Genomic DNA, 24,729 nt, shown 5'->3' with positions numbered 1-24,729 from the left:
TCGCCGGGCATTCTTGGCGAAGCATGAGCGCGAATGCAAAGAAGAAAATACCCTTCGGCTAGCGATCTGCGGCCGAGGCCCGAGAAAATGCGCTGGCCTAAGGAATAATTTTGCGCCTAAGGCGCATCGCGCGTCAGGCCTTGCTTTTGGTGCACGTCGTTATCCCAAAACCGCTGCGCACTTTTGAGCGACGTGCACTACTTCTGCCGCACGCCAAAACTCTGGAATCCCGACCGCATCAGCGGCTTCTTCGACGACAGCACGCCGGAATTGACGCCGGTCCAACCGATCTCGCCGGACAGCTTGCCATATTCGATCTTGGGGCAGCGGTTCATCACCACCTTGATGCCGGCGGCCTCGGCGCGCGCGGCTGCTTCGTCATGGCGCACGCCAAGCTGCATCCAGATCACTTTCGGCAAGGGATCGAGCCGCAACGCCTCGTCGACGATGCCGGGCACCGCCGCCGGCGCGCGAAAGATGTCGACCATGTCGATCGGCTCCGGAATATCGGCGAGCCTCGCATAGGTCATCCGGCCGAGGATCTCCTTGCCGGCCTGGCCAGGATTGATCGGAAACACCGAAAATCCCTTGGCCAGCAGATATTTCAGCACGAAATAGCTTGGCCGCACATCATTGGCGGACGCGCCGACCATGGCGATGGTCTTCACCGAATTGAGGATGCCGGCAATGTAAGTGTTGTCGTAGCTATCGTGGTTCATGCGGCTTCCTGCGGTAGTGGTATCGGTAAAGTTCACGGCTGAACCCAAGCGAGGCATAGAGAGCGCAGGCCGGTGTGTTGTCGGCCACCACCTGCAAGCATGCGGCGTGAGCCCCTGCCCGCCGCGCCCAGCCGATGAGGCCGCCGACGGTCTTGCGGCCCAGGCCTTGCTGCCTGAAACGGCCATCGGTTTCAACCGATTCCACCACAAGCAGGCCATTGCGGATGACACCATAGGCCAGGGCGGCAATTTGGCTGTCGCGTTCATAGGACACAAACGCCCGGTCGCCGACGATCAGCCCGGTCATCTCGCGAAAGATGCGGCGCTCGGCGTCGTCAAAGGCTCCCATGCGGAACCGCGCCGCGAGCCAGTCCTCGCCCGGCACCTTCAAAACGGTGACCTGCTCATCGCGAAATTCAGCCAGGTCGCCGATCCCGGCATGGAGATGGATCGTGCCGCCTTCCGGCTGGTAGCCGCGATGGTCGAGAGCGGCTTCGAGCTCGCCGGCGATGCCGGGAACCCGAAACAAGGGCGTCTGGCCGTGGCCGATGTAGAAGGACTCGGCGGCGTCGATGACTGCATCAGGCGCGCCACGCTCGCCGCGCAAGGGATTGGCCGAATTGGTACGCCGGATCCGTCCGCCCGATCGCCGCAGAAGCCAGCCATCAACCAACGTCTCGGTCGCCGCCGGCCAGCCTTCGCGGCACGCCTGCTCGACGCGCCAGTTAAGGTCATCATCGCCGGCGCTCACGCGTCATCCTCCCGCAGCGCTTCCTCCATAAAGGCCTGCGGATCGGTGCAGAAGTCGCGCATCATGCGAAAATGATCGGTATCGCTGAAATCCGTGGGATCGAGCCCGAACCGGCTGATGCGGAACAGCCGCGCGCCAGGACAAGCCATCAGCAGCGGCGAATGCGTCGCCATGATCACTTGCGCGGTACCCGACTGGTCCATGCGCCGCAGCATCTTGAGCAGCTCGATCTGTCGCGTCGGCGACAGTGCGCTTTCGGGTTCGTCGAGGATGTAGATGCCTTGCCTGCGGCAGCGCTCCTCGAAAAAACGGATAAAGCCCTCGCCATGCGACCAGGACAGGAAGTCCGGCGGCGGGGGCCTGAAAGGGTCTTCCAGTGCCGCCTGATCGAGATATCGGGCCACGGAGTAGAAGGATTCGGCGCGAAAAAACCAGCCGGCGGTGACTTTCGGCAGCCAGTGACCGCGGAATGCGTTGGCCAGCGCGGCACCACTCTTGTCGATGGCGCTGGAATGGTCGACCGGCCTATATCCCTTGCCGCCACCGGCTTCGTCATAGCCGGCCAGGGCACCGATCGCCTCGAGCAGCGTCGATTTGCCGGTGCCGTTCTCGCCGACGATGATGGTGATCGGCGTGGTGAATTCGAGTTCGAAGTCGTGGCCGCGAAACAGCGGCAGGTTCCATGGATATTTTTCCCAATCCTCGACCCGCACGGCATCGAGCAGGATGCGCTTCAGATAGGGAGCCTTGAGCCGCGTCAGCTGCTTGCGATGGGCCATCAGCCAGGTAGCGAAATCGTGCCGTCTTCGGCGATCGGAAAGGCCGGATTGTGCGCCACTTCCCAGACATGCCCGTCGGCGTCGGCGAAGTAGCCGTACCAGCCGCCCCAGAAGGCGCGGCCGGCCGGCTTGACGATGCGGCCGCCGGCTTTTTCCGCCCTGGCGAGCACGTCGTCGACTTCGGCGTCGGAGCGGGTGTTGTAGGCGAGGTAGACCGCCGATGGCGCCGCGGCGAAGGCGATGCCGGAATCCTCTTCTGCGCTGGCACGTGGGAACAGACCAAGAATGACGCCGCCCATCTGGAAGAAGGCGACACCGTCGGTGATACCGGCATGCCGCTTCAAGCCCATAGCCTCGTAAAAGCGCACCGCGCGGTCCAGATCATCGGTGGCGATGGTAATGATAGAGATTCGCGGCTCCATGGTGCTGCTCCTATTCGTCCGTCCATTCCGGCTTGCGCTTGCCGATGAAGGCGCCGATGCCTTCCTCGGCGTCGCGCGCGAGCATGTTTTCGACCATGATCCGGCCGGTATAGGTGTAAGCATCCGCCAGCCCCATTTCGGCCTGCGCGTAAAACGCCTCCTTGCCCGTCTTGACCACCAAAAATGATTTGGAAGCAATGGTTTGCGCGTATTTGGTGACGATCTGATTCAGGTATTCACGCGGCACGACGCGGTTGACCAGGCCGAATTCCTTGGCGGTTGCCGCATCGATGGTCTCGCCGGTCAACAGCATCTCCATCGCATGCTTGCGCGAGACGTTGCGCGACAGCGCCACCATCGGCGTCGAGCAGAACAGGCCGATGTTGACACCCGGCGTACAGAAGGTCGCCTCATGCGAAGCGATCGCCAGGTCGCAGCTGGCGACCAGTTGCAGCCCGGCGGCGGTGGCCAGGCCGTCAACCTCGGCGATGACAGGCACTGGATGACACACGATCGCCTGCATCAGCGTCGCACAAGCGGCAAACGTCTCTGCGAAAAAGGCCTTGCCATGATCGGCGTCAGTGCGGCGCGCGGTCATTTCCTTGAGATCGTGGCCGGCGCAGAACACCTTGCCGGCAGCCGACAAGACGATGACGCGAACGGCCTTGTCGGCCCTGGCGCGCTCGAGTTCGGCCGTCAGCGCCGCCATCACCGCCAGCGACAGCGCGTTGGCAGGCGGATTGGCGAGTGTGAGGCGCAGCACGCCCTTGTCCAGTTGTGCAACCACCGGACCCTCAACGGCGGCAGGCTTGATGGCAAGGATTTCGGCCATGGCTAAGGTTCTCCGCGATTCCGCTGGGGCTGCCAGACTATCTAATACCGGATCAGGTTTCGTCCAACACCGATCGCTTGCGCCAGGGGACGAAGGTTGTCAGAAATGCCGCGCTGCGCTCATACAGGCCTGGCGCAAAGCGAGAGACTAAGACATGCCCGCTCAGACCAACCTCAAGCCCGTGCTGACCGCGCAACAAGTCAATGCGCTGATGGAAACCGTCTATCCGCAGCTCAATGAGCAGTTCAAATATTTCGAGGCGATCGACGTGTTCCCGGGCGGCTGCACCGTGCGGCTCAACGCCGGCGAACGGCATTTGCGTCCCGGCGGCACGGTGTCCGGCCCCTCGCTGTTCACGCTGGCCGACATTGGCGGCTACGTCTGCGTGCTCAGCCATGCCGGGCCGGATGCGCTTTCGGTCACCGTCAACCTCGACATCAATTTCGTGCGCAAGGCCGAGGCAGGACCGATCGACGGCCATTGCCGCATCCTGAAGCTGGGAAAGAGCCTGATGGTGTTCGACATCGACATCGTTGCCGGCCCAGACGGACACACGGTGGCGCATGCCACCGGCACCTATTCGATCCCGCCGAAGCGGAATGGTGATGTGGTAAAATAATACCTTTTGTTCAAGTTATTGTTTTTGCTACATTTTACCTGATATCTACCTTTTCGTTCGCCTTGACGCGGTCACCACCCTCGCCTATAAGCCTCCACGAAGCAGCGGCCCGCAAAGGCCGCCGTTTTGTTATTGGCGGCGGGCAAGCGCCTTTCGCCAATCCAAGCAACAAGAAACGCCTTCTCTTATGAAGGTCAGAACCGAGAGCAGAAAACATGACAACCTTTTCGCAGAAGCCTGCGGATGTGGTGAAGAAGTGGATCCTGATCGACGCCGAAGGTCTCGTCGTCGGTCGTCTGGCCACTGTCATCGCCAATCATCTCCGCGGCAAGCACAAGCCGACCTTCACCCCGCACGTCGACGACGGCGACAACGTCATCGTCATCAATGCCGACAAGGTGGTGTTCACCGGCAAGAAATTCACCGACAAGGTCTATTACTGGCACACCGGCCACCCAGGCGGCATCAAGGAGCGCACCGCGCGCCAGCTGCTCGAGGGTCGTTTCCCCGAGCGTGTCGTCGAGAAGGCCGTTGAGCGCATGGTCCCGCGTGGCCCGCTCGGCCGTCGCCAGATGAAGAACCTGCGCGTCTATGCAGGCGCCGAGCATCCGCATGTCGCCCAGCAGCCCGTCGTGCTCGACGTGGCCAAGCTGAACGCCAAGAACAAGAAGGTCGCATAAGATGGCTGAGCTTTCCTCGCTCGCAGAACTGGGCGCCGCCACCGGCAACACCAATACCCAGCCGGCGGCCCCCGTCCACGTCCAGAAGCTCGACAAGTCGGGCCGCGCCTATGCCACCGGCAAGCGCAAGAACGCCATTGCGCGCGTCTGGGTGAAGCCGGGTTCCGGCAAGATCATCATCAACGACAAGGAATTCGCGACCTATTTCGCGCGTCCGGTCCTGCAGATGATCCTCAACCAGCCGATCATCGCCTCCAACCGCGCCGGCCAGTACGACATCGTCGCGACAGTCGTCGGCGGCGGTCTCTCCGGCCAGGCTGGCGCCGTGCGTCACGGCATCTCCAAGGCGCTGACCTACTACGAGCCGACGCTGCGCGCCGTGCTCAAGAAGGGCGGCTTCCTGACCCGCGACAGCCGCGTCGTCGAGCGCAAGAAGTACGGCAAGGCCAAGGCCCGTCGTAGCTTCCAGTTTTCCAAGCGCTAAGCACTTCGCAGCTTCAGACAATCGAAAAGGCCGCCTCCGGCGGCCTTTTTGTTTGCGGCTCGGCAGTCACCCCACCCACGCCTACGGCGCGACCTTCCCATCAAGGGGAGCTAGAAGAGCGCGGCGCCCTACCTCCCCTCAATGGGAAGGTCGGCGCGGAGCGCCGGGTGGGGTGACGGCGCCGGAAACAGGTCAGGCCTTGCCGCCCTTGATATAGTCGATGAACGCCCGCAGCGGGGCCGGAACCAGGCGCCGGCCGGGATAATAGAGAAACGGTCCGGGAAAACTCTGCCACCACGGTTCGAGCACGGGCTCAAGAGCGCCGCTGTCGAAGTAAGGGCGCAGCCAGCCCTCGAAGAGGCCGATGATGCCGGTGCCGGCAATAGCCGCGTCGACGGCAAGATCCGTCGCCCCGCCGATCCGCACGATCAAGGGGCCTGTCGGATCGACCCGCACCACCTCGCCGTCTCGCTCGAATTCCCACGGCAGCATCGCACCGCTGGCAAAGCGCCCACGCACGCAGGAGTGGCCAAGCAGGTCGCTCGGGTGTTGCGGGCGGCCATGGCGATCAAGATAGGCAGGGCTGGCGGCCGTGGCGAAACGCTGCACGCGCGGTCCGATCGGCACCGCGATCATGTCCTGCTCCAGCCGCTCGTCATAGCGGATGCCGGCATCGCAGCCGGCCGCCAGCACGTCGACGAAGTTCTCGTCGGCGATCACCTCCAGCCGGATACCGGGATAGGCGGCGAGGAAACCCGGCACGATGTCGGGCAATATCAGCCGCGCAGCACTGACCGGCACGTTGAGACGCAACGAGCCAGCCGGCCTGTCGCGAAAGCCGTTCACCACGTCCAGCGCCGCCTCCACCTCCGACAGCGCAGGGCCGAGCCGCTCCAGCAGGCTGAGGCCCGCCTCGGTCGGGACAACGCTGCGCGTCGTGCGGTTGAACAGCCTGACACCGAGCTGCACTTCCAGGCGACGCACCGCCTCACTCAGGCCGGAGGCGCTGCCGCCGCTCGCACGCGCGCCGTCGCGAAAGCCGCCGGCGCGCGCCACCGCCACGAAGGCATTCAGATCGCTGAGGTCCATCATTGTTCGCCATTCCGCACGGCCTGTGTGGATTGTACCGGATTATCACGAGGTTGGGCAGCGCCTATCTCCGCCTCCTCATAGGAGATCAATCATGCCCAACATCCAACAATCCGGCACCTTCGCCCCCGCCACCTTCAAGCTTGGCAGCCGCACCGTGAAGCGGCTCGGCTACGGTGCCATGCAACTCGCGGGACCCGGCGTGTTCGGGCCGCCCAAGGATCATGACGCGGCATTGGCCGTGCTGCGCGAGGCGATTGCGCAAGGCGTCGACCATATCGACACCAGCGACTTCTACGGTCCCCACGTCACCAACCGGCTGATCCGCGAGGCGCTGGCGCCCTACCCCCAAGATCTCGTCATCGTCACCAAGATCGGTGCCCGGCGCGGCGCGGATGGATCGTGGCTGCCGGCCTTTTCCGCGGAAGCGCTGACCCAGGCGGTGCACGACAATCTCAGCAATCTCGGGCTCGAGGTGCTCGACGTCGTCAACCTACGCATCATGTTCGATACCCATGGCCCCGCCGAAGGATCGATCGAAGCGCCGCTTACCGTGCTGGCCGAGCTCCAACAACAGGGTCTGGTCAGGCACATCGGGCTGAGCAACGTGACGCCGGCGCAGATCGCGCAAGGACGGGGGATCGCCGAGATCGTCTGCGTGCAGAACCAGTACAATCTGGCGCATCGCGGCGACGATGCCCTGATCGACGATCTTGCCCGCGATGGCATCGCCTATGTGCCGTTCTTCCCGCTCGGCGGCTTCAACCCGCTGCAATCCTCCACCCTGTCGGAAATCGCGGCGCGCCTCGGCGCCACGCCAATGCAGGTCGCGCTCGCCTGGCTGCTGCGCCGCGCGCCCAACATCCTGCTGATCCCCGGCACATCGTCGGTCGGGCATCTCAGGGAGAACCTCGCTGCGGCTGAACTGGAATTGCCACAGGATGCGCTCAGCGAACTGGACGGCGTGGCGCTAGCGGCTTGAAGCTAGCCAATCTCCCCCCTCGTGAGGGAGATTGGCAGCGTCAGCCGCCGCTTAATTGATGCTCGCCGTATTCGCCGGCTCAACCGGCCGCGCCTCGTCGGCATAAGGCACGCGAAAACCATTCGCGGCCAGCCAGTCGATTGCCGCCTTCGGCTCGTCGGTCTGGATGATGGTGGCGCCGCGATCGGCCCAGAAACCCCAGCTTTCGCGCGGCAGGCTGGCCTGCACCGCCAGTTCGTCGCCGCGGCCGCCGGCGAGGAAGCCGCCCGGTTTGTTGGCGATGGCGTAGGTGTCGGCCCAGATGTGCCAGTTGCCCCTCACAGCGGCCGCGCGCATGCGCGTGCTGAACAGCGGCCCGCCCGTCTCGGTCAGCGTCTCGGCGCCTGCCCGCCAGTTGATCAACTCGATCGCGCGCGGCGAGAAGGCGCGGTCGACCGTCCCGGCGAAACCGGCGTCATGCACCGCGTCATCGGCGATGATCGGCATGAACTGGAAGCCGCCGCCAATGGTCTCCATGGCAGCCTTGACCGTGGAAATCCGTTGTGAATTCCACAGGTTCTCCTTGACGATGACCTGTTCGGCCATGCCGAGACCGCGAGCGACCGCAATCATGCCCGGGAGGGCGCCGACGTCGAGCTTGTTGTCGAGGTTGATGAGGATGCGGTTTCTGGTCGCCATCAGCATCTCGTGCAGCGTCGAGACTGTTTCACCTGTCGCCGCACCGGTGCCCTCGACCACCAGCCGGCATGTCTTCAGTTCGGCCAGCGTGTACATGACCACCTCGCCCTTGCAGGTCGTGGTGCGGTCGAGCCAGCTGTCGTGCATGACGACGAACTCGCCGTCCTTCGAGCGCCTGATGTCGACCTCGACGATTTCGGCGCCCATGGCGATCGAGCCCTCCACGGCGGCAATCGAATTTTCCGCGTAGAGCGTCTTGCCGGCCTGCATGCTGCCGGCGCGATGCGCAGCCACCATGACGTGATCGCGCCATTGGTTGGCATGCTCGAAGCGGTCGAGGATCTGTCTGGCGCGGGTCTCGCCGGCCAAGGCCTGGCCAGAGGCGGCTGCCACGGCCGTGTAAAGCAGAAAACTCAGCCAGATGGTCCGCATCGAGAATCGCTCCTTGCCGGATCGACACCCGGATAGGCGACGCCCGTGACATCTGGGTGAACGAAGCCGGCTAGCGGAATACTCGCAGCAGGTGCGTCAGATGCGTTTCGAGAGCCTGCGGAACCACGCCATGGCCGGCATCTCGACAAAACGCCAGGTGATCCAGGAGGCGGCAATGGTAGCGGCGAGCATGACGACGATCGCCACCGCCCCCGTCCAGCCGGCACCGAAGCCGGTGGCAGGCTGGCCGCGCAGCATGAAGTCGCCGATCAGGCCAAGGCCGAGCTTGCGCTCGACGAGCCCCGCGACGTTGATCAGGCGCGCCTGGACGAAGATGTGGACCATGTAGATCGAATAGGACAGCGCGCCAAGCGTCAGCATGAACGGGGCTCTGAGCAAGGCGCTGATCCAGCCACCCTCATGGGCGAACAGAAACAGCGCCAGCGCGAACACCAGGGGTGCCGCGATGCCGAAGTCATTGTCGCCCGCCAGCGAAACGAAAAGCACGATGACGGCCACCATGACGATTTCGGCAAGGGTCCAGTCCATGCGCGGGCCGCCCCTGGCGAGAGCCTGTCGCGCCCCTGCAATGGAATCATGCTGAAACCAGGCCAGCAAGGCGCCGAGCGAGAAGCCGTACAGGCAACGGATGAAGCCGAAATCGAAGGACACATCCATATGATGGGTCGAGAAGCCGAGCAGGAACAGCGGCGCGGTGACGGCGGCCGCGACGAACCATATCCAGGCGCGCGCGCCGGCGACGAAGACCACGCCGGCAAACAGGAGATAGGCGAAGAACTCGGCCGAAATGCTCCAGCTCGGCGCATTCCAGGTCAATTGATCCTCGAAGCCGACACCCTGCAGCAGAAGGAGATTGGCAAGCAGGCTGTTGAGGTCGAAGCCGCCGGTGAAGGGGGCAGCCCCCGTGCCGTGCAATTGCGGCAGCATCAGCCGCAGCAGCTCGAAACCGGCGAAGGCGGCAAGCATGAGCAGATGCAGCGGGTAGATGCGGCCGAAACGGACCAGGGCGAAACGCGCGACCTGTCCCGGTTGGTTGAGCCGATCGCCGTAGCTGCTGGCGATGACGAAGCCGGAAAGGACGAAGAAGAAATCGACGAACAGGTAGGACGAACCGATGAAGGCGCTTTGCGAAATCGTCGAACCGGTAGGAAAGTGAAACAGCGCCACCAGAAGCGCGCAGATGCCGCGCCACGAATCGAGGACCAGGAAGCGTTCGCCGGCGACCGTGCCGGTGTGGGTCGACGCCGCGGCACGGGTGGGGTTGAGAAACGCGGTCTGCGTCATGATGATACAATCCTGTCTTGCCGTGGCACTCGGGCAGCGCCATTCCGTCTCGCCAAGCTATGACTGGCATCTTCCGTGCCGGTTCTGTAGTTGTTGCAACCCGATGAAAAACGAGGATCCGTAATGGCGAACCACACCATCGACAACGCCTTCACCGCCCGTTCCAAAACGGGCGGCGCGTTTGAGCCGACCTATTCCGGCGCGCTGTCGTTCATGCGGCGCAAATACACCAAGGACGTGAAGGGCGCGGATGCGGTGGTGTGGGGTATTCCCTTCGATGCCGCCGTCACCAACCGGCCTGGCGCCCGCTTCGGGCCGCAGGCGATCCGCCGTGCCTCGGCGATCCTCGACAACGACCCGCAATATCCCTTTTCACGCGATCTGTTCGAGCATCTGGCGGTCGTCGATTATGGCGATTGCCTGCTCGATTCGGGCAACCATCAGAAGACGCCCGGCACGATCGAGCGCGAAGCGGCGAAGATCCTCAAATCAGGCGCCTTCCTGTTGACGCTCGGCGGCGATCATTTCGTCACCTGGCCACTGCTCAAGGCGCATGCCGCCATCCATGGTCCGCTCGCTTTGGTGCAGTTCGACGCCCACCAGGACACCTGGCCGGACGACGGCAAGCGCATCGACCACGGCTCCTTCGTCGGTCGCGCCGTCAAGGAAGGCATCATCGATCCCGACCGGTCGATCCAGATCGGCATCCGCACCCATGCGCCCGACACGTTCGGCATCAAGATCCTCCATGGCCATGAAATCGAGGAGATGCGGGCGTCCGACATTGCCTACGCCATTGTCGACCGCACCGGCGGCAAAAAGACCTATCTCACCTTCGACATCGACTGCCTCGATCCGGCCTATGCGCCCGGCACAGGCACGCCGGTTGCCGGCGGGCCGTCCTCGGCCAAGATCCTGTCGACGCTGCGCCAGCTCAACCAGATCGATATTGTCGGCGCCGATGTCGTAGAGGTTGCGCCGGCCTATGATCACGCCGATATAACGGCAATCGCCGGCTCGATGGTGGCCATGCAATATCTCGGTCTGCTTGCTGAACGGAAAGCCCGGCTTGAAGAGCTGAACAACGGCAATCACAATGGTGCCGCAGTGATTCAAGGCCAGGGCATATAGTCTTGAAAACTCAGGGAATTTGAACAACCCATGAAACCGAAAATCTTCATCGACGGCGAACACGGCACCACCGGCCTGCAGATCAGGGCGCTGCTTGCCGAGCGCGGTGATCTGGAGATCATTTCCATCCCCGCCGAGCGTCGCAAGGAAACGGCGGCACGTGCCGAGTTCCTCAATGCCGCCGATGTCGCTATCCTGTGCCTGCCCGACGACGCGGCGAAGGAAAGCGTCTCGCTGATCGCCAACGACACCACCAGGGTCATCGATGCGTCGACCGCGCATCGCGTGGCGGAGGGCTGGGCGTATGGTTTCGCCGAGATGGACAAGGACCAGGCAAAGGCGATTGCCTCGGCAAAGCGCGTCGCCAACCCAGGCTGCTGGCCGCAGGGACCGATCGCGACGCTGCGGCCGCTGGTCACAGCAGGCCTGCTGCCGGCCGATTTTCCGATCACCGTCAACGGCATTTCGGGCTATTCCGGCGGCGGACGGCCGATGATCGAGGACTACGTCGCCAAGGGCGAGGACGCCTCGGAATTCCTGCCTTACGGCCTCACCCTGCAGCACAAGCACGTGCCGGAATTGAGGGCCTATGCAAGGCTGTCGCATGATCCGATCATGCAGCCGGCGGTCGGCAATTTCGCGCAAGGCATGATCACCGTGGTGCCATTGCAACTCGGCGGCCTCGACCATGTGCCGACCGGTGCGGAGCTGCATGCGGCGATTGCCGACCATTTCGCCGCCATCAAGGGCGGTGTGGTCGAGGTGGCGCCCTATGCGCATTCGGAGCGCATGCCGGAGATCGATCCGGAGATCTACAACGGCACCAACCGGATGAAGGTCTATGTCTTCGCCAACGACAAACGGGCGCAGGCCCTGCTGCTGGCGGTCTACGACAATCTCGGCAAGGGCGCCTCGGGTGCCGCCGTCCAGAACATGGATCTGATGCTCGGCCTCTGATGGACACGCCAGCCTTTCCGGCGCGCTGGAAAGTCAGCGCGCCCGAACTCATTGCCGAGACCTTTTCGAGCCGCATCTGGAAGGTATTGCGCGAAGACGGATCGCCGGCGATCGTCAAGGCGCTGAAGCCTTTCGATGACGTCGCCGACGAGTTGCGCGGAGAGCACTATCTCGCCTGGCGGCGCGGCGAAGGCGCGGTGCGTCTGCTCGGCCGCGACGGCCACAGCATGCTGCTCGAATATGCCGGTGAAACCCTGCTGCAGCAGGTTCTCGACGAACAGGGCGACTTTGCCGCGACCGCAATCGCGGCGGAGCTGATGGCAAAACTGTTTTCACGGGGGAAAGCCCCCTACCCGTCCGAGCTTCAGCCGCTCCGGGAACGCTTCGCCAGCCTGTTCGACAAGGCGAATACCGATCGCGACGCCGGCCTTGACAGCCTCTATGTCGAGGCAGCCGTCATCGCCGAGCGGCTGCTGGCCGATCCGCACGACATCAGGCCCCTGCATGGCGATCTGCATCACGAAAACATCCTGCACGGGCCGCGCGGCTGGCTGGCGATCGATCCGAAGGGCGTGCTCGGCGATCCCGGCTTCGACGCGGCGAACATGTTCTACAACCCGCTCGACCGGGACGATCTCTGCCTCGATCCGAAGCGGATCGCTGATATGGCCGAGATCTTTGCCAGAACACTGAGCCAGACACCGACCGCTATCCTCGATCATGCCATTGCCTATGGATGCCTGTCGGCGTCCTGGCATCACGAGGACGACAATGCGGTCGAGGAGAATCGCGAAATGTCGATCGTCAAGGCGATCCGGGCGGTGCGGGCAGGCTTCTGATCCGACCCAGTAGATCGGCTCGGGATCAGCCCCTGAGCGCTATTCCCGTCGGCAAGGGATAGGCGCCCTTGGTGCCGCGCCAATGGGCTGCTGCAAAGCCCAGCACGATCAGCGCAAATCCCTGATGGGTCAGCGCCATATGCAACGGCACATGCATGAGCAGCGTGCCGACGCCGATCGAGGCCTGCACCAGCACCAGTAGAAACAGCAGCGTCGCGCGCCGCGCATGCGTCGAGCCTGGCAGCCGCCGGCGCGTGGCGATCATGTGCCACAAGGCCACGACGAATACCGTGTAAGCGCCAAGCCGATGCACGAACTGCACCGTCTTCGGGCTCTCGAAGAAGTTGCGCCATGCCGGCTCGAGGATCAGCAGATCGCCAGGAATGATCTTGCCGTCCATCAGCGGCCAGGTGTTGTAGCTCAAACCCGCGTCCAGCCCGGCGACCAGGCCGCCGAGATAGATCTGGATCAGCGCCAGCAGCACGATGAAGCCGGCCAGCCTCTGCGTCGACCTATCGGCGGCAGGCTCGGAATGCGGCGCCAACCCGCGCGCGACCACCATGGTGGCGGTGAAGATCAGCGCGGCAAGCGTCAGGTGGGTCGCCAGCCGGTACTGGCTGACGGAGACCCGGTCGACCAGGCCAGAGGCCACCATCCACCAGCCGATGGCGCCCTGCAGGCCGCCAAGCAGCAGAATGCCCACGAGTTTCGGACCCAGGCCGCGCTCGATGCGGCGCGTCGCCCAGAAGAACAGCAGCGGCAAGGCGAAGACCAGGCCGACGCTGCGCGCCAGGATGCGATGCGCCCATTCCCACCAGAAGATCGATTTGAACGCTTCGATGCTCATGCCCTTGTTGAGCTCGGCATATTGCGGGATCTGCTGGTAGAGCTGGAATTCCTCCTGCCACTCGGCATCGTTGAGCGGCGGGATCACGCCATGGATCGGCTTCCACTGCGTAATCGACAGGCCGGAATCGGTGAGCCTGGTGGCGCCGCCGACCAGCACCAGCGCAAACAGCACCAGAAGCACCACATAGAGCCAGGCGCGCAGCAGCGCCCGGTTATGCAGGTCGCGGTCGCGGGCGACGTATGGCGCGGCAGCTGATATGGCAGCCATGATCTTGTCCCGGCAGGTTGATTTGGCGGATTGGTGGACCATCGCACCCGTGCTGGCAAGACCATCCGGCGCGGCACGCCGTCGCGCCGCGTCTCACCGGTTGCGCAGTCTCGCCTCAAGGCCTATGCGAGGCCGTTACCCCCTTGAGCCTGCCAGGCCGCCTGTGCAAATTCCGGCATGCTCGATCAGGAGACCAACCATGCCCCTGCGCCTGAAAAAGCTGATCGGAATGTTTCTGCTGGTGGCGCTGGTCATCATCTATGCGCTGGTCGCATCGATCTTCGCGGTCGCCCGGCTGTCGGAGTCGGGTCCGTGGGTGCATTTCCTGTTCTTCCTGCTCAGCGGCCTGCTCTGGGTGCTGCCGGCAATGGGCATCATCAAATGGCTGATGCTGGAGCCGAGGGCCAAGCGCTAGGCGAAACCGCCAGCGTCAGATGGTGACGACCATCTTGCCGGCATTGGCGAGCGGCGTCGTCACGCCCGACAACATGGTGCGAATGTGGGCGAGGCTCTGATAGCGGCCGTTGACGGAAATGCGCGGCAAAGCATGCAGGAACCCGGCATGTTCGGCGCGCAGCACGCCGTGGCGCGTCGTCACGGCAGAGGTGTAGCCTGCGTCACGGGCAAAGCCGACTTCGCGACAGCCTACGGCACTCGCATAGCCATAGGGGTAAGCGAAATGGCGGGGCTCTTCGCCCAGTTCGGCCAGCAACATGGCGCGCACGGCGCCGATCTCGTGCCGGGCATCGGCTTCGGAGAGCCGCTTCAGATTGCTGTGGTTGATCGTATGAGCGCCGATCGTCACCAGCGGATGCGCGGCGATGCGGCGGATTTCGTCCCAGTTCATCAATGTGCGCAGGCGCGGACCGTCGGCGTCGATGCCATTTGCGCGAGCCAGATCGCGCAACACCGCCTGCAGGTCCTCCTCGCGGATTTCGGAGGTGAGATAGGCGTGCAGGCGTGCATTGGCCTGCAGCTTCTTCGCGGGGGTCGAGCAATCGATCGACAGCGGACCATTCGGCCGCGTCAGCGTCAAGGTATCGCGCGCGTTGACGATGTCCTCGACAACGTCCCACCACAGGTCGGCTGTGCCGTTGATCAGCCCGGGCGCGACATAGATGGTGATCGGCGCGCCGTGCTTCTCCAGCACCGGCAGCGCCTCGACCATATTGTCGCGATAGGCATCGTCGGCGGTGATCGTGGCAAACTGACCGCCTTTGCCGCCCGCCTTGATGCACTCCACCGCCTCGTCCATGGAGACGAAGGCATAGCCATGCGCCTTCATGTCGGCGATCATGGCGTCAAGGAAGCCGGGCGCGATATTCAGATGCCGGTTGACGCTGTCCGGCTTTTCCGGCGTCGCGGTAACACGGTGCAGCATCAGGATGGCGCCAATGCCGCCGATGAACGGCTTGGCCAGCGGTGCAAGGCCGGTATAGCGGGCGACGTTCAGCGCCAGTTTCCGGATTGCCTCCCCGCCGTCGATCATTCATTCACCTTTTGCGCCTAGGCTGATCCAAGCACGGAATGCGCCTATGCGAACCCCCAAATCGCGACCAATACGCCCTAAGGATTGAGGTATGGTTGACGCAACTGCGTCATTTGACGGCAATCGGCTTGCGGCGACCGAGGCATCGTCGCGCGCCTTGCCACGGGACCGTGCCGGCCTGTCGATCTCGGTGGCGTCCACGGACGGACTGGCGGCCTATGCCGAGTTCTGCCGCTCGGCTCTGTTTGGTCCGGCGCAGGGTGCTGCCTGGATCCTGAATTGGGCGGCCGAGACACGACCGGACCTGCTCGTCGCGACGCTGAGTGCCGAGGGCAAACCGGTTTTTTCGCTGGCGCTGGAGGTTGCCTCGAAGGGGCCGTTCCGGATCGCCCGCTTCATGGGTGGGCGTCACGCCAACGGCAACTTCGTCGCCGCGGACCCGAACTGGCTGGCCAAGGTGGATATGCCGGCCCTCCGATCGGTGCTGGCGGCCATCGCCAACGCACGCCCGGACATCGATCTGGTCGCGCTCGAGCGGTTGCTGCCCGATCTCGAGGGCGTCGCCAATCCGCTCGCATCGCTTGACCATTTTTCCAGCCCCAATCTGTCGCTGGCCGTCGATCTCGCCGGCGGCTTCGATGCGCTGCTTTCTCGCGCTAGTGGCAAACGCAAACGCAAGAAGCACCGGTCGCAGATCCGGAAATTCGAGACCGTCGGCAGCCACCGGCGCATCGAGGCCCGCACCCCCGACGAGGTCGACAGGCTGCTCGACGCCTTCTTCGAGATGAAGGAACTCCGCTTCCGCAAGATGGGCATCGCCAACGTCTTCGGCGACGCGCAGGTGCGCGGCTTCTTCCGCGCGCTGTTTTCGCAAGCACTTAGCGAGGACAAGCCTTCCTTCGTGCTGCACGGGCTCGAGGTTGCCGGTAAGCTGCGCGCCATTACCGGTTCAAGCCGCTCGGGCAAACGCCTGATCTGCGAATTCGGAGCGATCGCCGAGGACGATCTCGGGCACGCCAGCCCCGGCGACTTCCTGTTCTTCGACAACATCCAGGAAGCCTGCGAGACCGGTTTCGAGGTGTATGACTTTTCGGTAGGAGATGAGCCTTACAAGCGGCTGTGGTGCGATATCGAAACGCGGCATTTCGAAGTGCTGGTCCCCTTGACCGTGAAGGGCCGCATGCTGGCGCTGACGCTTCGGCAAGGCGCGCGGCTGAAAGCCTTCGTCAAGAACAGCCCGACGATCTGGAAGCTGACCAAGGTACTGCGCCGCAAAGCCGCCGGCCAGGCGCCCACGGAAGAAGATAGCTAACGTCATGAAGCCGATCATCCGCACACTGTCCCTGCAGGAACTGGCGCTTCTCGTCGACTGGGCAGCTGCGGAAGGCTGGAACCCAGGTCTTGAAGACCCAGCGATGCTCCAGGCGGCGGACCCCGAAGGCTTCATCGGCGCCTTTGTCGGCGACGACATGGTCGCGGCAATTTCGGCCGTGGCCTATGGCAGCGAATTCGGCTTCATCGGCCTCTACATCTCCCGGCCTGACATGCGCGGCATGGGCTACGGCAAGACGGTGTGGGACGCCGGCATGACAAGGCTTGCAAGCCGGACCGTCGGCCTCGACGGCGTCGCCGAGCAGCAGGCCAATTACCGGCGCAAGGGCTTCGCGCCGGCCTACGAGACCATCCGCTTCACCGGGCGCAAGGCAGGCCCGGCGGCCAGGGCCGATGGGTTGCGGGTGGTTACAACGCAACTCCTGTCCGATGTCGTCGCCTATGACGCCCATTGCTTTCCGGCGCCCCGAGACGCCTTCCTGAAGCGATGGCTGCAGGAACCGCATCATGGGCTGGCGGCAATCGGTTCGCGCCGCGTCACCGGCTTTGGCGTAGTGCGCCGGTGCCGATCCGGCTTCAAGATCGGCCCGCTGTTTGCCGACGACATGGAAATCGCTTTGCAACTCCTGGAGGGACTGGCCGGTGCCTGTGAGGGCGGCGAGCTGCATATCGACGTCCCCGCCGATAACACCGGTTTCATAACTGCGCTCGATGCGGCCGGCTTTGCGCCGACCTTCACCACCACGCGCATGTACAAGGGGCCTGCCCCGGAACTGGACCGGCAAAGGGTGTTCGGCGTAACGACCCTGGAACTGGGCTAGATCGGGCGAACCGCTGAACGGCTCCGCCAGGCGATCCGCAGCTCTCTCAGGCGGCGGCAGTGCGCCGTCCCGGCACCGGATTGCCGGGCGGTTCGTGGCCGAGCGGCGTCACCAGCGTCAGGTCGGGATAGCCGTTCTCGATCAGCTTGACGGCAGCCTGCGTCACCTCGTCGTCGGCCTCCAGCATGGAGAGAAAAACCTCGGTGGCGTCGCCGGTCAGACGGCCGATGCCCTGCGCGTCGGCTGGTCCGCATTCGACCACGACCAGATCATAAGCCGTTGTCAGCGATTGCATGATGATCGGCAGCCGGTCGGCGGCGCGCATGGCGCGGACCGGATCGGCGGTTCCGACCGGAATGACGTGACAGTCCGAGTAGAGATCGGCATGGATGACGTCACTGAACTGCGCTTCCGAAGCGAGCAGGTTGGTGATGCCGGGAAAAAGTCCGCTGTCCAGCATCGGCCGCGAGGCGGCCCCCGACGCGGTGAGGTCCAGCAACAGCACGCGCAGCCCGGCGTCGGCGACTTCGCGCGCCACCAGGATCGCCGATGCAGCCGCCTCGTCGCCTTCCGGCGAGACGAATATGGCGCGCGCCGCACCGCTTGAGATCAGCTTTTCGGCAGCCCTTTCGATGTCGATCTCGCCCAGGGTGGAGCGCGCCGGTTCGGGCTCGACAACCGTCTGCTCTGTCGCCGCCGTAGCGGGCATTGCGACCACATCCGGCGCCTCGGCCATGGCCTGCATCGCAGCGGCATAAGGCTCCGCATCGGCTTCATGCGCAGGTTCAGGCAGTTCCTGGTGAATGAAGGGTTCCTGGAAGACGGCAGGCTCGGGGCGGACAAATGGCTTGGCGGCCGGCGTCTGCGCCACATGGGGCATCGCCACCTCATCGATCCGTTCGAAACGGGAACCGCTCGCCGGCCGCATCGCGCGGCCTGAGAACAGCTCCCGCAGAAGCGTCACGATGGCCATGATCAGCAGCGATGCGGCGAAAGCCGCGCCGACGATCGGCCCGACCTTCGGGAAATAGGCCTCGGAGGGAACCGACGCCTTCGAGGCGATCCGGGCGTCGACCGGCAGATAGTTGCGGTCCTGGCGCGAAGCGGCTTCGCGGTAGTTGGTCAGGTAGAGTTCGAGCTGCTGCCGCTTGGCGGTCGCGTCGCGCTGCAGTGCGTCGAGGTCGACCTGTTGTTCGCCGGCCTGCGCCGAAGCGGCTTTCAATGTGTTGACGTCGGCGACGAGCTGGTTCTCGCGGGCCTTTGCCGTCTCGGCCTGCATCAACAGGCCTTTCATGATCTTCTGGGCCTCGCTGCGGATCTGCGCGTCGAGATCGGACAGTTGCGATTTCAGCGCGCGAATGCGCGGATGATTTCCAAGCAGCGTCGTCGACAGATCGGCGATGTTGGAGCGCAATTCGACCTGTCGCTCACGCAAGCGCTGGATCAGGTCCGATGACAGAACCTCCGGCACGGCGTCCAGCGAACCGCCATTCTGCAGCGCCCTGCGCACACCGTCGGCGGTCGCTTCGGCCGCAGCGCGGTTGGCGCGCACTTTCGACAGTTCGCTCGACAGTTCCGAAAGCTGCTGGGTGGCCAGCACCGAATTGTTGCCACCCATCAGAAGATCGGACTGGGCGCGATAGGCGGCGACCTTCGCCTCCGCATCCTTGACCTGCCGCTGCAGGTCGGCGATCTCGGGCGCCAGGAAGTCTGCCGCGGCGCTGTTCGATTCGAGCTTGGCCGCCCCTTGCCCCGCTATATAGGCGGCAGCGATGGCGTCCGGTATGGCGGCCGCGAGCTTGGGATCTTCCGATGAAAACTCGATGGCAATGATGCGGGTCTTCTCGACGCCGTAGACGTTGAGCTTCTCGTGCATTTTCTTGAGCACGCGCTCTTCCGTCGGAATTTCCATCGGGTCGCTTTTCAGCCCGACCAGGACCAGAGCGCGGCTCAGCGCCGACATGTCGAGCGCTTCATTGAACTCGGGCAGTTTTTCCAGCCCAAGCTTTTGCGAGACCTGCTTGAGGATTTCGTTGGAGGAAATGATCTGGACCTGGGTGGCGACGCCCTGCTCGTCGAGAATAGGCTTGTCGGTGTCGTTGTTATTGCTGGCCGGCCGCGTGTAGATGGATTCGCGCGGCGCGATCTCCACCTGCGTCTCGGCCTTGTAGTGCCGGGTTGCCAGCGAGGCGAAAGCAAAGGCCAGCCCGGTCGCCAACAGGACGACGAGGCCTATACGCAGCCAATTCCTCGCCAGGCTGGCGAAGAGCTGCCTGAGATCGACATCGACATCTGCGGCCGCGGACTGAACGGACATGCATCCCTACTCCGATACTGGGTCAGCACGCACCGTAAACAACTATGGTAACTCAGCCGTTAAGATCGCGGTAAGTTTCCGTTAGGGTTTACTGGCGGGCGACAAACAAAACCGCCAGAAATCGCAAAAACTCTTGCCGATGCGCCACGTGTCGGCCGCTCCCTTTACCGGCCATTAACCCTAACAGGATGATAACGGGCCTCGATCCCTGATGTTTGCTGCGACGCCGCAGCGGCCCAGTCGAAGGTACTTGTCCGGTCATGAAAAGCACTGCTTCCCTGTTTCGCGCGCTGCTTGCCGTATCGATGCTGGCTGGCTGTTCCAGCTACCGGCCGACGCCGGCCGCCTTCCATGAGGTGCTCGATCAGCCCTACCGGCTTGGCGCCGGCGATCGCGTCCGCGTCACCGTGTTCGAGCAGGACGGGCTGACCAACACCTACAGCGTCGATCAATCCGGCTATCTCTCCTTCCCGCTTGTCGGCGCCATACCGGCGCGCGGCCACACCGCGCAGCAGATGGAAAAGGAGATCGCCGACAAATTGCGGCAAGGCTATCTGCGCGATCCCGACGTTTCGGTCGAGATCGACCGCTACCGGCCGATTTTCGTCATGGGCGAAGTGGGTGCCGCCGGCCAATACTCTTACGTCCCCGGCCTGACGGTGCAGAAGGCAATCGCCATTGCCGGCGGCTTCACGCCGCGCGCCAACCAGGAAAGCGTCGACATCACCCGCGACATCAACGGCAAGGTGATGACCGGCCGCGTGGTCACCTCCGACCCGCTGCTGCCGGGCGATACGGTCTACGTCCGCGAACGCCTGTTCTGACAGATACCAAGTGGCGGACAGGCTCAGGATCGTCCATTGCTTTCGCTCACCCGTCGGAGGAATTTTCCGGCATGTGCGCGACCTGACCGAGGCGCAGGTCGCCGCCGGGCATTCCGTCGGCATCGTCTGCGATTCGACGACGGGCGGCGCGTTCGAGGAACATCTGTTCGAGCAGATGAAGAACATGCTGGCGCTCGGCATTCATCGCACGCCGATGCAGCGCCACGTCGGTCCCGGCGACCTTGCCTCGGCCTGGCGCACGTACAGGATCATCAAGGAATTGCGGCCGGACGTACTGCACGGACACGGCGCCAAGGGTGGCGCCTATGCCCGTCTGTTCGGCTCGTTGTTGCGGGTATCAAGGTCTCGCGTAGCCCGCCTTTATTCGCCGCATGGCGGCTCCCTCCACTATGACGAGAACACGACCACCGGAAAGCTGTTCTTCGCGCTCGAGCGCTTCATGGCTCGCTTCACCGACTATCTGCTGTTTGTCTCGGACTATGAGCGGCGGACCTATCGCCACAAGGTCGGCGAGCCGCCCATTCCCAACACCCTCGTCTATAACGGCCTGCGCGCCACTGAATTCGAGCCGGTGATCACCGCGCCGGACGCAGCCGACCTGCTTTATATCGGCATGATGCGCGACCTGAAGGGGCCGGACATCTTCATCGACGCATTGGCGCTCGCCGGCCCACGGTTCGGCCGCGCGCTGACCGCGGTGATGGTCGGCGACGGCGACGACCTACCGCGTTACCACGGGCAAGTGAAACGCCTCGGGCTCGAGCGCCATGTCCGCTTCCTACCGCCGATGCCGGCCAGGGAGGCCTTTGCCCTTGCCGCGCTTATCATCGTTCCTTCGCGCGCCGAAGCCATGCCCTATATCGTCCTGGAAACGCTTGCCGCGGGAAAGCCGATGATCGCAACAGCGGTCGGCGGCATTCCGGAGATATTCGACACCGGTTCCCCTGCCCTGATCCGACCTGACCCGATCGAGCTCGCCGAAAGGATGAGCCAGGCGCTGGCCGACCCGGCCGCCTATCGCGATCTGATGCCGGATGGGGCCGACCTCAAGGCACGCTTCGGCGCCGATGTGATGGCCGCCGACATCGAGAACGCCTATTTCGCCGCGCTCGACAGGTAGGCGCAGGACCAAGCCGTTCCAAAGCCGTATGTTGTTTCAAGGGTTTCTTAGCTCTCTTTTGCTATGACCGAGGGGAAGCTTGCGGAAAGCCCTCATGAACGAGATCGACCCCGCGCGCCGCTTTTCAGCAGAGGCGGTGCGTAAATTCGACGGCCCGGCCGATGGCGACACGCCAAGCGGCATGAACGATGTCGCGCGCCAGGTCGCCTCGCAGTACCGGCGCGATACGATGTCGCCGATCATGGTCAGCGGCGTCCTGCGCATGGTCGAATTCGGCTTGCTGTTCCTGTCCGGGCTCGCCGTCTATTTCCATTATGTCGGGTTCTTCAATTATCTCGCCTGGCAGTATCCGGTAACGATCGCCGCCGCGTCGTTCCTTGCCGTGGTGCTGCTCGACGTCACCGACTGCTACCAGATCGTCGCCCTGATGCGGCCGATCGCCAATTTCGGCCGCGTGCTGCTGGTCTGGGCCGGCACTTTCGCCCTCATGGCGCTGACGGCGTTCGTCATGAAGATGTCGGAAAACTATTCGCGTCTTTTGTTGGGCAGCTGGTTCGTCATCGGCTTCGTTCTCATCTTCGGCCTCAGGCTGGTAATGTCGAAGCTGATCCGGGCCTGGGCGCGCGATGGCCGCATGGAGCGGCGCGCCGTCATCGTCGGCGGCGGCAAGGCGGCGGAAATCCTGATCCGCTCGGTCGAAAAGCAGCCCTACAACGATATCCGCATCTGCGGCATCTTCGACGATCGCGGCGATAAGCGCTCGCCGCCCATCGTCGCCGGCTACCCCAAGCTCGGCACCATTTCGGAACTGATTGAATTCGCCCGCATAGCCCGCATCGACATGCTGATCGTGTCGCTGCCGCTGACCGCCGAATCCCGCGTTCTGCAGTTGCTGAAGAAGCTGTGGGTGCTGCCGGTCGACATCCGGCTGTCGGCGCATTCCAACGCACTGCAGTTTCGCCCGCGTGCCTATTCCTACATCGGCGCGGTGCCGATGCTGGATATCTTCGACAAGCCGATCAACGACTGGGATTCGGTCGCCAAACGCGCCTTCGACATCGTCTTCAGCCTGATCGGCATCGTCGTGTTCTCGCCGGTGATGCTGGCGACCGCCATCGCCATCAAGCTCGACAGCAAGGGGCCGGTGCTGTTCCATCAGAAGCGGCACGGCTTCAACAACGAGATCATCGAGGTCTACAAGTTCCGTTCGATGTATACCGACAAGGCCGACCCGACCGCCAAGCAGACGGTGACCAAAAACGATCCTCGCGTCACCCGCGTCGGCCGCTTCATCCGCAAGACCTCGATCGACGAGCTGCCGCAGTTCTTCAACTCGCTGCTCGGCTCGCTGTCGCTGGTCGGCCCGCGTCCGCACGCCATCGCCGCGCAGTCGCATAACCTGCTCTACAACGAGGTCGTCGACGGCTATTTCGCCCGCCACAAGGTCAAGCCCGGCGTCACCGGCTGGGCGCAGATCAATGGCTGGCGCGGCGAGATGGACACCAACGAGAAGATCCGCATGCGCACGGAGTATGATCTCTACTACATCGAGAACTGGTCGCTGCTGTTCGATTTGCGGATCCTGTTCCTGACGCCGCTCCGGCTGCTCAATACGGAAAACGCCTATTGAGCGCGATCAGCCATGATCTGCCGCAGGCCGTGGTCAACGCCAAGCTGGTCGCGCTGATTTCGTCGGGCGCGGTCTTCCTCGGCATTCTGCTGTCCGGCTTCGTCATCAGCGAGCCGGCGCCCTATGAGCTCTACATGGCCGGGCTGATTGCCATCTGGGCGCTTTTCGGCTTGCGGATTTCCCGCGCGGCCACGCCGCTGCTGGTGCTGCTGGTGACGATGAACATCGGCGGCATGATCTCCATGACGCAGATGGCGGACCTCGCCAACACGCCGCTCTATCTCGCCGTCTCGCTGTTTCTCGCCTTCAGCGCGGTGTTCTTCGCATCGATCACAGCCGTACAGCCGGGCCTCTACCGGCTGATCTTCATTGCCTATGTGGTCTCGGCCGTGGCCACCTCGCTGCTTGGCATTGCAGGCTACTTCCATGCCTTTCCGGGCGCCGAGATGTTCACCAAATACGACCGTGCCGCCGGCGCCTTCCAGGACCCGAACGTGTTCGGCCCGTTCCTGGTGCTGCCCGGCATCTATCTGCTCTATCTGCTTTTGACCGGACCGGTGACACGCATGCCGCTTTTGGCCGTGCCGCTGCTGATCATCACCGCCGGCATCTTCTTCTCCTTTTCGCGCGGCGCCTGGGGCATGTTCGCCGTTTCGGCCGTCCTGCTCACCGGCTGCCTGTTCCTGCAGAGCGCCAGCGGCATGTTCCGGCTGCGCGTGGTGGTGATGACGATTGCGGCACTGGCGCTGCTGGTCGTCGCCATGATCGTCATCCTGCAGCTGCCCGGCGTGTCGGAGATGTTCTCCAACCGTGCCCATCTCGAACAGAGCTACGACACCGCCCGTCTCGGCCGCTTCGCCCGCTATGGCATCGGCTTCCAGATGGCGATGGAGCATCCGTTCGGCATCGGCCCGCTGGTCTTCGGCACGATCTTCGGTGAAGACACCCACGACATCTGGCTGAAGATGCTGATGGATTATGGCTGGCTCGGCTTCGTGTCGTTCCTCGCGCTCGTTCTATGGACGATAGCAGCCGGCTTCCGCATCCTGCTGCGCGACCGGCCGTGGCAGCCCTATCTCCTGTGCGCCTATGTCGCCTTCATCGGCAATATCGGGCTCGGCACCTTCATCGACATCGACCACTGGCGCCACGTGTACCTGCTGCTCGGCCTGATCTGGGGCGCCATCGCTCTGGAATACAGGCACCAGCGGTTGTTGCGGCCTGCCTTTCAGGGCTCGCCGGCACCGGCAATCGCAGCGGGATAAAAGTCGCGGAATTCGGTTGACCCGCACGGGGTTATCACGATACATCGCGACCGGTCCGGAGTGTAGCGCAGCCCGGTAGCGCACTTGACTGGGG

At 63.7% G+C, this 24,729-nt stretch carries 25 protein-coding genes; 14 read left to right on the top strand and 11 right to left on the bottom strand.

The window, feature by feature from the left end:
* Nucleotides 1–197 precede the first annotated feature (197 nt).
* The 5 genes from A4R29_RS11330 to A4R29_RS11310 are packed head-to-tail and all read right to left on the bottom strand — an operon-like array spanning nt 198 to nt 3,503.
* Nucleotides 198–719 (bottom strand): CoA-binding protein, encoded by a 522-nt coding sequence (locus A4R29_RS11330; protein ID WP_024504599.1) that lies wholly within the window; start codon nt 717–719, stop codon nt 198–200.
* Nucleotides 706–1,470: a GNAT family N-acetyltransferase gene (locus A4R29_RS11325; protein WP_063171943.1), complete on the bottom strand. Its 765-nt coding sequence runs from the start codon at nt 1,468–1,470 to the stop codon at nt 706–708. The genes A4R29_RS11330 and A4R29_RS11325 overlap by 14 nt, the downstream gene beginning before the upstream one ends.
* On the bottom strand, nt 1,467–2,249 hold the full coding sequence (locus tag A4R29_RS11320) for an AAA family ATPase (RefSeq protein WP_063167785.1): 783 nt from the start codon (nt 2,247–2,249) through the stop codon (nt 1,467–1,469). The genes A4R29_RS11325 and A4R29_RS11320 overlap by 4 nt, the downstream gene beginning before the upstream one ends.
* A complete protein-coding gene (locus A4R29_RS11315) occupies nt 2,249–2,671 on the bottom strand; it encodes a VOC family protein (RefSeq protein ID WP_027162400.1) in 423 nt (140 codons plus the stop codon). The genes A4R29_RS11320 and A4R29_RS11315 overlap by 1 nt, the downstream gene beginning before the upstream one ends.
* A gap of 10 nt (nt 2,672–2,681) precedes the next feature.
* On the bottom strand, nt 2,682–3,503 hold the full coding sequence (locus A4R29_RS11310) for an enoyl-CoA hydratase (protein WP_063171942.1): 822 nt from the start codon (nt 3,501–3,503) through the stop codon (nt 2,682–2,684).
* Between the two features lie 154 nt (nt 3,504–3,657).
* Here A4R29_RS11310 and A4R29_RS11305 point away from each other — a divergent pair, with 154 nt between their 5' ends.
* From A4R29_RS11305 to rpsI, 3 genes are all read left to right on the top strand, one after another.
* Nucleotides 3,658–4,122: a PaaI family thioesterase gene (locus A4R29_RS11305; protein ID WP_027162402.1), complete on the top strand. Its 465-nt coding sequence runs from the start codon at nt 3,658–3,660 to the stop codon at nt 4,120–4,122.
* A gap of 215 nt (nt 4,123–4,337) precedes the next feature.
* Nucleotides 4,338–4,802, top strand: coding sequence for a 50S ribosomal protein L13 (gene rplM, locus A4R29_RS11300; protein ID WP_013532205.1), 465 nt, complete (start codon nt 4,338–4,340; stop codon nt 4,800–4,802).
* 1 nt (nt 4,803) lies between these two features.
* A complete protein-coding gene (gene rpsI, locus A4R29_RS11295) occupies nt 4,804–5,286 on the top strand; it encodes a 30S ribosomal protein S9 (protein ID WP_013532206.1) in 483 nt (160 codons plus the stop codon).
* A gap of 192 nt (nt 5,287–5,478) precedes the next feature.
* Here the strand turns inward: rpsI and A4R29_RS11290 are convergent, their stop codons facing one another.
* On the bottom strand, nt 5,479–6,378 hold the full coding sequence (locus A4R29_RS11290; RefSeq protein ID WP_013532207.1) for a LysR family transcriptional regulator: 900 nt from the start codon (nt 6,376–6,378) through the stop codon (nt 5,479–5,481).
* Between the two features lie 91 nt (nt 6,379–6,469).
* Between A4R29_RS11290 and A4R29_RS11285 the strand changes: the two genes are divergently transcribed.
* The gene (locus tag A4R29_RS11285; RefSeq protein ID WP_063171941.1) at nt 6,470–7,357 is read left to right on the top strand and encodes an aldo/keto reductase family oxidoreductase; all 888 of its coding nucleotides are present in this window, start codon (nt 6,470–6,472) and stop codon (nt 7,355–7,357) included.
* A 51-nt stretch (nt 7,358–7,408) separates the two neighbouring features.
* Here A4R29_RS11285 and A4R29_RS11280 read toward each other — a convergent pair whose 3' ends face one another.
* Both A4R29_RS11280 and A4R29_RS11275 read right to left on the bottom strand, forming a co-directional pair.
* A complete protein-coding gene (locus A4R29_RS11280; protein WP_063171940.1) occupies nt 7,409–8,467 on the bottom strand; it encodes a glycerophosphodiester phosphodiesterase family protein in 1,059 nt (352 codons plus the stop codon).
* Between the two features lie 96 nt (nt 8,468–8,563).
* Entirely contained in the window at nt 8,564–9,772 is a 1,209-nt protein-coding gene (locus A4R29_RS11275) for an acyltransferase family protein (protein ID WP_024504663.1), read from the bottom strand.
* Nucleotides 9,773–9,895: 123 nt separating this feature from the next.
* Here A4R29_RS11275 and speB point away from each other — a divergent pair, with 123 nt between their 5' ends.
* The 3 genes from speB to A4R29_RS11260 are packed head-to-tail and all read left to right on the top strand — an operon-like array spanning nt 9,896 to nt 12,699.
* Nucleotides 9,896–10,903 carry an agmatinase gene (gene speB, locus A4R29_RS11270; RefSeq protein ID WP_063171939.1) on the top strand — a complete coding sequence of 336 codons (1,008 nt, stop codon included), beginning with the start codon at nt 9,896–9,898 and terminating at the stop codon, nt 10,901–10,903.
* A 30-nt stretch (nt 10,904–10,933) separates the two neighbouring features.
* Nucleotides 10,934–11,860, top strand: a complete 927-nt coding sequence (argC, locus tag A4R29_RS11265; protein ID WP_063171938.1) for an N-acetyl-gamma-glutamyl-phosphate reductase — start codon at nt 10,934–10,936, stop codon at nt 11,858–11,860.
* Complete coding sequence (locus tag A4R29_RS11260; RefSeq protein WP_201787934.1) at nt 11,857–12,699, top strand: aminoglycoside phosphotransferase family protein; 843 nt, start codon at nt 11,857–11,859, stop codon at nt 12,697–12,699. The genes argC and A4R29_RS11260 overlap by 4 nt, the downstream gene beginning before the upstream one ends.
* A gap of 25 nt (nt 12,700–12,724) precedes the next feature.
* On the opposite strand, the gene A4R29_RS11255 is transcribed toward A4R29_RS11260, so the two are convergent.
* Nucleotides 12,725–13,816, bottom strand: a complete 1,092-nt coding sequence (locus A4R29_RS11255; protein ID WP_082827558.1) for a COX15/CtaA family protein — start codon at nt 13,814–13,816, stop codon at nt 12,725–12,727.
* Nucleotides 13,817–14,015: 199 nt separating this feature from the next.
* Between A4R29_RS11255 and A4R29_RS11250 the strand changes: the two genes are divergently transcribed.
* Nucleotides 14,016–14,231 carry a DUF2842 domain-containing protein gene (locus tag A4R29_RS11250; protein WP_013532215.1) on the top strand — a complete coding sequence of 72 codons (216 nt, stop codon included), beginning with the start codon at nt 14,016–14,018 and terminating at the stop codon, nt 14,229–14,231.
* A 15-nt stretch (nt 14,232–14,246) separates the two neighbouring features.
* Here A4R29_RS11250 and A4R29_RS11245 read toward each other — a convergent pair whose 3' ends face one another.
* Nucleotides 14,247–15,305 carry a polysaccharide deacetylase family protein gene (locus A4R29_RS11245; RefSeq protein WP_024504667.1) on the bottom strand — a complete coding sequence of 353 codons (1,059 nt, stop codon included), beginning with the start codon at nt 15,303–15,305 and terminating at the stop codon, nt 14,247–14,249.
* Between the two features lie 91 nt (nt 15,306–15,396).
* Between A4R29_RS11245 and A4R29_RS11240 the strand changes: the two genes are divergently transcribed.
* The gene (locus A4R29_RS11240; RefSeq protein ID WP_063171935.1) at nt 15,397–16,617 is read left to right on the top strand and encodes a GNAT family N-acetyltransferase; all 1,221 of its coding nucleotides are present in this window, start codon (nt 15,397–15,399) and stop codon (nt 16,615–16,617) included.
* Between the two features lie 4 nt (nt 16,618–16,621).
* A complete protein-coding gene (locus A4R29_RS11235; protein WP_063171934.1) occupies nt 16,622–17,458 on the top strand; it encodes a GNAT family N-acetyltransferase in 837 nt (278 codons plus the stop codon).
* A gap of 46 nt (nt 17,459–17,504) precedes the next feature.
* On the opposite strand, the gene A4R29_RS11230 is transcribed toward A4R29_RS11235, so the two are convergent.
* On the bottom strand, nt 17,505–19,775 hold the full coding sequence (locus tag A4R29_RS11230; RefSeq protein ID WP_063171933.1) for a GumC family protein: 2,271 nt from the start codon (nt 19,773–19,775) through the stop codon (nt 17,505–17,507).
* Nucleotides 19,776–20,035: 260 nt separating this feature from the next.
* Here A4R29_RS11230 and A4R29_RS11225 point away from each other — a divergent pair, with 260 nt between their 5' ends.
* The 4 genes from A4R29_RS11225 (at nt 20,036) to A4R29_RS11210 (ending at nt 24,635) form a co-directional block, all read left to right on the top strand.
* Complete coding sequence (locus A4R29_RS11225; RefSeq protein WP_013532220.1) at nt 20,036–20,599, top strand: polysaccharide biosynthesis/export family protein; 564 nt, start codon at nt 20,036–20,038, stop codon at nt 20,597–20,599.
* A gap of 10 nt (nt 20,600–20,609) precedes the next feature.
* On the top strand, nt 20,610–21,740 hold the full coding sequence (locus tag A4R29_RS11220; protein WP_013532221.1) for a glycosyltransferase family 4 protein: 1,131 nt from the start codon (nt 20,610–20,612) through the stop codon (nt 21,738–21,740).
* 94 nt (nt 21,741–21,834) lie between these two features.
* Nucleotides 21,835–23,370: an undecaprenyl-phosphate glucose phosphotransferase gene (locus A4R29_RS11215; protein ID WP_013532222.1), complete on the top strand. Its 1,536-nt coding sequence runs from the start codon at nt 21,835–21,837 to the stop codon at nt 23,368–23,370.
* Nucleotides 23,367–24,635: an O-antigen ligase family protein gene (locus tag A4R29_RS11210; RefSeq protein WP_063171932.1), complete on the top strand. Its 1,269-nt coding sequence runs from the start codon at nt 23,367–23,369 to the stop codon at nt 24,633–24,635. The genes A4R29_RS11215 and A4R29_RS11210 overlap by 4 nt, the downstream gene beginning before the upstream one ends.
* Nucleotides 24,636–24,729: the final 94 nt, after the last annotated feature.

Origin of the sequence: Mesorhizobium ciceri biovar biserrulae, from assembly GCF_001618845.1 — a bacterium.
Classification (GTDB): Bacteria; Pseudomonadota; Alphaproteobacteria; order Rhizobiales; family Rhizobiaceae; genus Mesorhizobium; species Mesorhizobium ciceri.
Note: the sequence above shows the minus strand (reverse complement) of the source record. Positions and strands in the feature narration are given on the sequence as shown.